Annotated in this window: 8 protein-coding genes and 1 pseudogene; 5 read left to right on the top strand and 4 right to left on the bottom strand. The window is 59.9% G+C overall.

Annotation, left to right across the window (positions count from 1 at the left end):
* The 3 genes from argJ to ALO80_RS03895 all read left to right on the top strand — a co-directional run.
* A partial coding sequence (argJ, locus tag ALO80_RS03885) for a bifunctional glutamate N-acetyltransferase/amino-acid acetyltransferase ArgJ (RefSeq protein WP_055008014.1) occupies positions 1 to 999 on the top strand: 999 nt, incomplete at its 5' end.
* 57 nt (positions 1,000 to 1,056) lie between these two features.
* A complete protein-coding gene (locus ALO80_RS03890) occupies positions 1,057 to 1,683 on the top strand; it encodes a glutathione S-transferase family protein (RefSeq protein WP_055008015.1) in 627 nt (208 codons plus the stop codon).
* Between the two features lie 2 nt (positions 1,684 to 1,685).
* On the top strand, positions 1,686 to 2,636 hold the full coding sequence (locus ALO80_RS03895) for a Nudix family hydrolase (protein WP_055008016.1): 951 nt from the start codon (positions 1,686 to 1,688) through the stop codon (positions 2,634 to 2,636).
* Between the two features lie 115 nt (positions 2,637 to 2,751).
* Here ALO80_RS03895 and ALO80_RS03900 read toward each other — a convergent pair whose 3' ends face one another.
* From ALO80_RS03900 to ALO80_RS03910, 3 genes are read right to left on the bottom strand one after another with little or no spacing between them, the layout of a single operon-like run.
* Entirely contained in the window at positions 2,752 to 3,330 is a 579-nt protein-coding gene (locus ALO80_RS03900) for a cob(I)yrinic acid a,c-diamide adenosyltransferase (RefSeq protein WP_055008017.1), read from the bottom strand.
* 15 nt (positions 3,331 to 3,345) lie between these two features.
* A complete protein-coding gene (locus tag ALO80_RS03905) occupies positions 3,346 to 5,382 on the bottom strand; it encodes a sensor histidine kinase (protein WP_055008018.1) in 2,037 nt (678 codons plus the stop codon).
* A 44-nt stretch (positions 5,383 to 5,426) separates the two neighbouring features.
* Positions 5,427 to 6,347 (bottom strand): putative 2-dehydropantoate 2-reductase, encoded by a 921-nt coding sequence (locus ALO80_RS03910; protein ID WP_055008019.1) that lies wholly within the window; start codon positions 6,345 to 6,347, stop codon positions 5,427 to 5,429.
* A 169-nt stretch (positions 6,348 to 6,516) separates the two neighbouring features.
* Between ALO80_RS03910 and ALO80_RS03915 the strand changes: the two genes are divergently transcribed.
* Positions 6,517 to 6,996: a YajQ family cyclic di-GMP-binding protein gene (locus ALO80_RS03915; RefSeq protein WP_003304827.1), complete on the top strand. Its 480-nt coding sequence runs from the start codon at positions 6,517 to 6,519 to the stop codon at positions 6,994 to 6,996.
* Between the two features lie 122 nt (positions 6,997 to 7,118).
* Positions 7,119 to 7,949 carry a mechanosensitive ion channel family protein gene (locus ALO80_RS03920; RefSeq protein ID WP_024638343.1) on the top strand — a complete coding sequence of 277 codons (831 nt, stop codon included), beginning with the start codon at positions 7,119 to 7,121 and terminating at the stop codon, positions 7,947 to 7,949.
* Between the two features lie 241 nt (positions 7,950 to 8,190).
* Here the strand turns inward: ALO80_RS03920 and ALO80_RS03925 are convergent.
* Positions 8,191 to 8,804 (bottom strand): annotated as a pseudogene (locus tag ALO80_RS03925) (DUF2875 family protein); the annotation flags it as partial.

Raw genomic sequence — 8,804 nt, forward strand, 5'->3', positions numbered from 1 at the left:
CTGACCAACACCGGCAACGCCAACGCGGGCACAGGTGAACCAGGTCTGATTGCTGCACGGCGCACTTGCGAAAAGCTGGCGCAACTGACCGGCGTCGATGCATCGGCGGTGCTGCCGTACTCGACGGGTGTGATCGGCGAACCGTTGCCTGTGGAAAAGATCGAGGGCGCTCTGCAAGCCGCGCTGGATGACCTCTCTGTGGATAACTGGGCCGCAGCGGCGACCGGGATCATGACTACCGACACCCTGCCCAAGGGTGCCAGCCGTCAATTCACCCATGATGGCGTGACCATCACTGTGACCGGCATCAGCAAGGGTGCTGGAATGATTCGCCCGAACATGGCGACCATGCTTGGCTATATCGCCACCGACGCCAAGGTGTCGCAGAGCGTGCTACAGGACCTGATACGTGACGGCGCCAACAAGTCGTTCAACCGCATTACCATCGACGGCGATACCTCGACCAACGATTGCTGCATGCTGATCGCCACTGGTCAGGCTGATCTGCCCGAGATCACCGAGACCCAAGGCCCATTGTTCGAGGCGTTGAAGAAAGCGGTCTTCGACGTGTGCATGGAAGTCGCTCAGGCCATCGTGCGTGATGGTGAAGGTGCTACCAAATTCGTGACAGTAGAAGTCAACGGTGGCGGCAATCACCAGGAATGTCTGGACGTCGGTTATGCCGTGGCCCACTCGCCACTGATCAAGACTGCGCTGTTTGCGTCCGATCCGAACTGGGGGCGCATTCTGGCTGCTGTCGGCCGTGCGGGCGTTCCGGACCTGGACGTGAGCAAGATCGACGTATTCCTGGGCGGTGTATGCATCGCCAGCCAGGGTTGCCGTGCCACGACCTATACCGAAGAGCAGGGCTCGGCAGTCATGGCCGAAGAAGAGATCACCATTCGTATCGAGCTGGGTCGCGGTGATTGCAGCGAAACAATCTGGACCACTGATCTCTCTCACGAATACGTGAAGATCAACGCGGAATATCGCACCTGATTCAATCCCCGGTGCGGGGTCATCCTGCCCTCGCGCCGGGCTCAATGGAGCTGAACCATGAGCCTGCATCTGATTATCGGCGACAAACGCTATTCCTCCTGGTCGCTGCGCCCTTGGCTGGTGCTGGAAATGACCGGTGCACCGTTCACCGATCAGGTCATTCGTCTGAACCAGCCTGATACCCGCAAGAACATTCTCAAATATTCGCCGACCGGCAAGGTCCCTGCGTTGCAGTGCGAGCACGGTACGATCATCGATTCTCTGGCCATTTGCGAGTATCTGGTCGAACGCTTCCCTGACGTCGAATTGTGGCCACGCGACATCGCTGCTCGCGCCCAGGCGCGTTCTGCGTGTGCGCAGATGCACAGCGGTTTCGTCAGCCTGCGCTCCAACATGCCGATGGACTTGCGCCAGGATCAGGCACTGGAAGTGATTCCGGTCGATACCCAGAACGACATCGACCGTATTGTCGAGCTGTGGGCCGAGTGCCGCGCTCGGGCTGCCGAAAGCGGTCCGTTTCTGTTTGGCAAGCCGAGCATTACTGATGCGTTCTTCGCGCCGGTGGCGATTCGTTTGCGCAGCTATCGCGTTCAGTTGCCGGAAGAGGCGCTGGCCTATATCGAAACCATCTACCAATGGCCTGCCTTCAAGCGCTGGCAGCAGGCCGGTCTGCAGGAGTCCTGATTGTGAAACGAGTTCATGTGGCCGCCGCCGTCATTCGTGGCGCTGACGGCAGCGTATTGATTGCCCGACGTGCCGACACTCAGCACCAAGGCGGCCTCTGGGAGTTTCCTGGCGGCAAGGTCGAAGAGGGTGAGACCGTCCAGGCTGCACTCGCACGTGAACTGCAGGAAGAGCTGGGGATCCTGGTCACGACCGCGCGTCCGTTGATCAAGGTCTGCCACGATTATCCGGACAAGCAGGTGCTGCTGGATGTCTGGGAGGTCTCGGCCTTTACCGGCGAGCCGCACGGCGCAGAAGGGCAGCCGCTGGTCTGGGCGGCTCCGCGTGACCTGGTCAATTATGACTTTCCGGCCGCCAACCAGCCTATCGTCGCGGCCGCCCGTTTGCCTGACGAATACCTGATCACTCCTGAAGGGCTGGACAACATCGAGCTGTTGCGCGGAATGCAGAAGGCCATTGCAGGCGGCATCAAGCTGGTGCAACTGCGAGCGCCGGGTGGTTATGACCCGAAGTATCGCGATCTGGCAGTGGATGCGGCCGGACTGTGTGCGGGCAAGGCGCAGCTTATGCTCAAGGGACCTCTGGAGTGGTTGGGCGACTTCCCGTCCGCTGGCTGGCACCTGACGGCCGAGCAACTGCGCAAGTATGCCAGCCGCGGCCGTCCGTTCCCTGAGAACCGCTGGCTGGCGGCCTCCTGTCATAACGCCGAGGAGCTGGCCCTGGCCGAACAAATGGGCGTGGATTTCGTCACCCTGTCACCCGTTCAAGCAACCTTGACTCATCCCGATGCGCAGCCGCTGGGCTGGAAGCAGGCAACGCAGTTGATCGCAGGCTTCAACAAGCCGGTCTTTCTGTTGGGCGGCGTGGGCCCCACCGAGCGTCGACAAGCCTGGGAAAGCGGTGCACAAGGCGTGGCCGGGATTCGCGCGTTCTGGCCTGACGAGATCGTCTGAGTCGTACAAGCGTCGCACGATAGTCGGGATATCGTTCCTCACGCTTCAGCGCGGGAATGCCCTTCGCGACGCTCCGCGTCATACACCTGTGCAGCGCCGCTGTTTCGCATGCCAATCAAACCGGTTTGGGCGCGGGCTCCCAGAGTATTTCGGCGATGCTCTGCCTTCTGGCGATCAATCTTGCAGCGACGAACAGCAGGTCCGACAGCCTGTTGATGTAAGCCAGCCCTGCGCCTTCAAGCGGCTCGACGGCATTCAGGTGCTGACAGCGGCGTTCTGCACTGCGGGCCAGGCTGCGGCAGATGTGAGCTTGAGCGATCAGCGTCGAGCCACCGGGCAGGATGAAGTTTTCCAGTGGCCCCAACTCTTCGTTCCATACATCAATCGCCGCTTCCAGGCGCTCGACCTCGGTGCTGTTGAGCGCCTTGTAAGTCGGCATTGCCAGCTCACCTCCAAGATCGAACAGTCGATGCTGGCAAGGTGCGAGTACCTTGATCACCTCATCAAGGGCCGGCACGCGTTGAGCCTCATCGATCAGCCCCGCCAGCAACAGCCCGAGCTGGCTGTTGAGCGTATCGACCTCACCGATGGCCTCGACGCGCGGATGGTCCTTGGACACCCGCCTGCCGTCGCCCAGGCCGGTTTCCCCGGCGTCGCCGGTGCGTGTGTAGATCTTCGACAAACGAAAGCCCATTGATATGGTTCCTGATCAAGACTTGGAAATAACCTGCTGCTGAACGCTCACCTGGTTGGCCACCAGTGGCAAACGCAGCGTAAAGCAGGTGCCTGTGCCAAGAGAGGACTGCACCTCCATCTGGCCCTTGTGGTTGTTGGTGACAATGAAGTACGACACCGACAGACCCAGTCCGGTGCCCTGGCCTATTTCCTTGGTAGTAAAGAACGGCTCGAATGTACGCTTGCGAACATTCTCGGACATGCCGATGCCGTTGTCCTCGACCTGAATTTCGGCCCATGGCGGATTGAGGCGGGTACGCAGAACGATACGCCCCGGTTCTTCGCTCTCCGGACGCTGGTGAATGGCCTGAGCGGCATTTTTCAGCAGGTTCAGCAGCACTTGCTCCAGTTCGTTTGCGATGCATGGCACCGGACCCAGCTCCGGGTCGAACTGGCGAATGATGTGCTGGCCCTTGAAGTCGAAACCGACGGTCAGATCGAAATCGTTGCTGGCAATTTCCACTGCCTGATCGATCAAGGCGGGCAAGTCGCAGGGTGACAGTTGACGACTGCTCAAACGGCTGAAATTGAGCATGTGGCTGACAATCTTTGCTGCCCTGGCACCGGCCTGCTGGATGCCGTCCAGCAGTTTCGGCACTTCGCGGCTATCCAGGTAATGATTGACCTGCGCCAGGTCGATACCGTCGGCCTCGGCCTGTTCTACGTTCTTCGGCAGTTCCGGTGACAGGCGCCGACGAATGTTCTGCACGTTATGCAGAATGGCGCCCAGCGGGTTGTTGATCTCGTGGGCCATGCCCGCTGCCAGACCGCCGACAGACAACATTTTTTCCGACTGCACCATCATTTCTTCCAGCGATATGCGCTGGGTGATGTCATCGATGCGGATCACCACGCCGCGCCCGGCATCCCCGGTCAACGGGTAGAACGTTAGCGCATAGTGGCGCGACTCGTCGTTCTTGATCCAGGTCACGCGCTCGATCTTGGTCACACTGTGGCGCTCGACAGTGTGCTTGATCTGCGGCAGAAACGAGCGCATCGGCTCGAAGGCGAGGAAGATCGGCTGGTTCAGCGCTTCGTCCAGCGTCGTTCCGGACAGCGCTGTAGCCTCCTGATTCCACTGCGTGACGTACAGCTGCTCGTCCAGCGCAATCATCGCCGAGGGCATCGAATCAATGATGCTGTTGAGGTAGTTCTGAAAGCCGGTGAGCTTCTTCTCGATCTTGCTGCGCACCTGGACTTCAAGCTCCAGCTTGCGGTTGGTATGGCGGGTTTCCTCGGCCAGCCCCTGCGCCTGATCGTAGGCTTCCTGGGAATCATCCCGGGCGCGCTTGAGTTGCTGCTCACGCGCCTCGATACGCGACAGCATGGTGTTGAAGGCCTCGGCCAGACTGCCGATTTCATCCTCGTTGCCAGGCTCTGCACGCAGGGCGTAGTTTTCTTCGCGGGTCACCTGCCGGGACAGTTCTTCCAACTGGTAGATGGGCTCGGTAATCAAACGCCGGATCTGCCGCGCCACCACCAGCCACAGCAACACGCTGAACACCAGAATGCCCAGGCTGGCAGTCAGCGTACCGGTGTAGAACGCGGGAGGCAGCTCGCTGCTGGCAACCAGCAACAGGTGCCCTGGCGGTTCGTCGCCCTTGGGCACAGTAATGACCTGCGTGCTGCGAAACTCGCTCAGCCGCCAGCTGTCGAGGTCCTTGTAGTGCCTGGGCAACTGGAGGCTCTCGCCCTGTTGCATCTGTTCGAGCCGCTCCCCGTCGTTGTCGTATATGGCTGCTGCACGTAACGGGCCGTAGCTTTTAAGTTCCTTGAGCAACGCGCGGGCGTCGGCCGGCGAGTACAAGGATCGCTCGTTGAGGTTGGCGCTGCTGATCAGGCGGCCGATGGTCTGCAGGGCCTGCGGAGCCATCGCCTCCTGCGAGATGTAATAAGCCGCGCTGATGAAGGTCAGGTTGGCGACCAGCAGCACGGTGGTCATCAGGACCAGTAGGGCGGCCAGCAGTTTTTGACCTACCGGCAGGTTTTCCAGGCGTTGGCGCAAAGGCATTGGGCAAGTCGCAGTGACGTGTGATGCCAGCAGGGTAGCGCGGGCTAGTCCGTACGCAAACCCTTGCGTGCCAAGTGTGCTGTCAGGCGCGACTGCAATTGTTGCAGGTGAGGTGCCGGACAGCGATGACGTGTCGCTGCTGCACACGCGTAACCCAGCAGGTAGCTGATTTCGGTTCGCCTGCCGTGGAGCACATCCTGATACATGGATGAGTAGTTGGCGGCCGTCGCGTGGATGACGCGCAGCACTTCATCATATAGCCCCTGCGCAGCGGCAGGCTGACCGCAGCAGTTCAGAAGGTCGGTCAGCTCGGCGCTAAGCGTGGCGACCTCGCAGACGTGCTCCAGCAGGCCACCGTTACGGCAATCATGCAGTACCGTCAGCGGGTTGATCGCGCAGTTGAGCGCCAGCTTGCGCCACAGGCGCGTCAGGATGTCCGGCGTCCATTCGTGGGGAATGCCGCTGTCGTGCAAGTCTTGCAGCAGCGCGGGGGCTTGCGGGTTCGATACATCACCCAGCCAGGTGAAGCCGTGGCCGGCAAACCTGACACGCCAGTCCGACTCCAGAAATGCGCCCTCGGTGCTGGAGGCAAACAGGCAGCGGGCGAGGGGGACATGTGCTGCCACAGCGTCCTGGCTGCCCAGGCCGTTCTGTAACAGGATGACGTCGGCATGTGCCGCCAGCCGTGCAGACAGTTGCGCAACAGCGTGTTCAGCGTCGTAGGCCTTGCAGGTGACCAGCAGACGCTCGATGGGCTGCCGATGTTCGGCGGTCTGTGCTTCGACTGAGTACATATGGGCCGTATCGTTTTCGACCAGCGTCACGCGACCGCCGCTGCCGTTGTATGCAGCCAGCCGATCGGCGCTGCGAAGAATCAGCCGCACTGGCAGACCCGTGCGTGCCAGCCGCGCCGCCCACAGACAGCCAAGACTGCCCGCACCGAGGACATGCCATATCGCCGTCATCTGTGAGGCACGTTGAGGCGCTGGAGCGGTCTTCTGAAAGTGAAAACAAGGATGTACATGAACGGCTCGCAGTGAACGCAGGAAAAGTCTCGTTATAATGAGCGTTCTTTCACACCGTCAAGTCATGCGTGCCCGAATCGTGCGCACGCCGTTTATCTGGAGAACTTACATGCCCTCGTTCGACGTAGTGTCCGAATTGGATAAACACGAAGTCACGAATGCCGTCGACAACGCCATCAAAGAGCTGGACCGTCGCTATGACCTCAAAGGCAAAGGCACTTTCGAGTTCAAGGAGCTGACCGTCACGCTGACTGCCGAGGCGGACTTCCAGCTGGAAGCCATGATCGAAATCCTCAAGCTGGCGCTGGTCAAACGCAAGATCGACGCGAAATGCCTCGAGATCAAGGACGCCTACGCCTCGGGCAAATTGATGAAGCAGGAAGTCATTCTGCGCGAAGGCATCGACAAGGAGCTGGCGAAGAAAATCGTCGCTCATATCAAGGAAGCCAAACTCAAGGTCCAGGCTGCCATTCAGGGCGAGCAGGTACGGGTAACCGGCAAGAAGCGTGACGATTTGCAGGAAGCCATTGCAGCGCTGCGCGCCTACGATTCGGGCATGCCGCTGCAATTCAACAACTTCCGTGACTGAACATTTGCACTGAAAGCCGGGGAACCCTGCGTCCCCCGGTCAGTCCGAATCGCCTTGAGCATCGAAATGACGGCAGGCCGCCGTGGTTTTGATCGCAGTTCATGGCGGGTAAGGAGAGAACGATGGATTTAAACGCAGAAGTCGGTCACCTGTGGCAAGCGTCGCAGGCGTGGATTCCGATGATCATGGAGTACGGCAGCCGCTTGCTGCTTGCAGTCGTAACGCTGTGTGTAGGCTGGTGGCTGATCAACCGGCTGACCGGCAAGCTGGGTGCCTTGCTGGCGCTGCGACACGCTGATCTGGCCTTGCAGGGCTTTGTCAGCAACCTGGCGAACATCATTCTGAAAATTCTGCTGGTGGTCAGCGTCGCGTCGATGATCGGCGTGGAAACCACCTCGTTCGTTGCGGCGATCGGTGCTGCCGGTCTGGCGATCGGTCTGGCATTGCAGGGTAGCCTGGCGAATTTCGCGGGCGGCGTGCTGATCCTCCTGTTCCGCCCGTTCCGCATCGGTGACTGGATCGAAGCTCAGGGTGTATCGGGAACCGTCGACAACATCCAGATCTTCCACACCGTGTTGCGCACCGGTGACAACCGTACCGTGATCATCCCCAACGGCAACCTGTCCAACGGCATCATCACCAACACCAACCGTCAGCCAACCCGTAAAATCACTTTCGATATCGGCGTGAGCCACGATGCCGATCTCAAGAAAGCCTTGCAGGTCCTGCTGGACATGGCCGACGACCCGCGGGTACTCAAGGACCCGGCCCCGCAGGCCGTGGTAGCCGCACTGGGGGAGAACGCGATTACCTTGTCTCTGCGCGTCTGGACCAGCAGTGGCGATATGGGCGACGTGACCTCGATGTTCAACATCGAAGCACGCGACCGCTTGAAGGACGCGGGTATCGAGATTCCATTGCCGCAGCGGATTGTGCGGGTGGTTCAGGAATAGTGGTCTGTGCGGTATGACAAAGCCCTGGCTCGTGAGAGTCGGGGCTTTTTTGTATGCGTTCGTTACAGGCTGGTCTTTTGTGGCGAATACCGCTTTTATGGCCGACTCATCATCGTCTTCTTGAATATTGCGTCTACATAGATCAGATTTTTTGGGTGTGACTTTGGGACTTATTGCAGCGTGATGCTTAAAAAGCACGCAAAGGCTGAAGTTGCTGTCAGACCTCTCGCACGGCTCGTACTTATGGTGAACCGTAAGTGAATGGATCTGCGCCGCGGTTCTGGCTGTTCTTCGCCTTGCGGGCCTCATCGGGCGGGCGGACCATTTGTACGGTCAGGCTGCCATCGGTGCCGGCGTAGACCACGGCGCTGACGCCGCCATCCTTGTAACTGGCGATGGTCGCCAGATTGATCTCGACCAGCGCACCGCTGACCCCGGTATTGCCCAGACGACGACCGATGTCGTAACCCTCTTCGACATTGCCGAGCTCAAGACCATGGCCGTCCTTGTTCAGGTCGTGCAGGGCGTTGTTCAGAGCAATTTCGGCTTCCGGATTGTTGGTGCTGTCGTAGAACACCCGGACCGGTTTCTGGCCTTCGGGCAAGGTATCCAGCGCCTGAACCCAGGCGGCTTGCAGGGCTTTTGCTTGCAAGGCAGGTTTCAGACGCTTGCCGTTTTCATCCTGCATGGACGCCTTGATCGGGCGATGCAGATAGCCGAGCACCGGCGCAGCGTCGAACTCCTTGACCTGATGCTGAGCCCAGCGGATCGGTAGCCAAGGGGAGGGTTCGAAGTTGCCGGGGCCGCGGTTGCTGATGGTTTTCCACAGGGTGGGGAGTTGGGCTTGCCAGTAGG

The organism is Pseudomonas caricapapayae (genome assembly GCF_001400735.1).
In the GTDB taxonomy this organism is placed as follows: domain Bacteria; phylum Pseudomonadota; class Gammaproteobacteria; order Pseudomonadales; family Pseudomonadaceae; genus Aquipseudomonas; species Aquipseudomonas caricapapayae.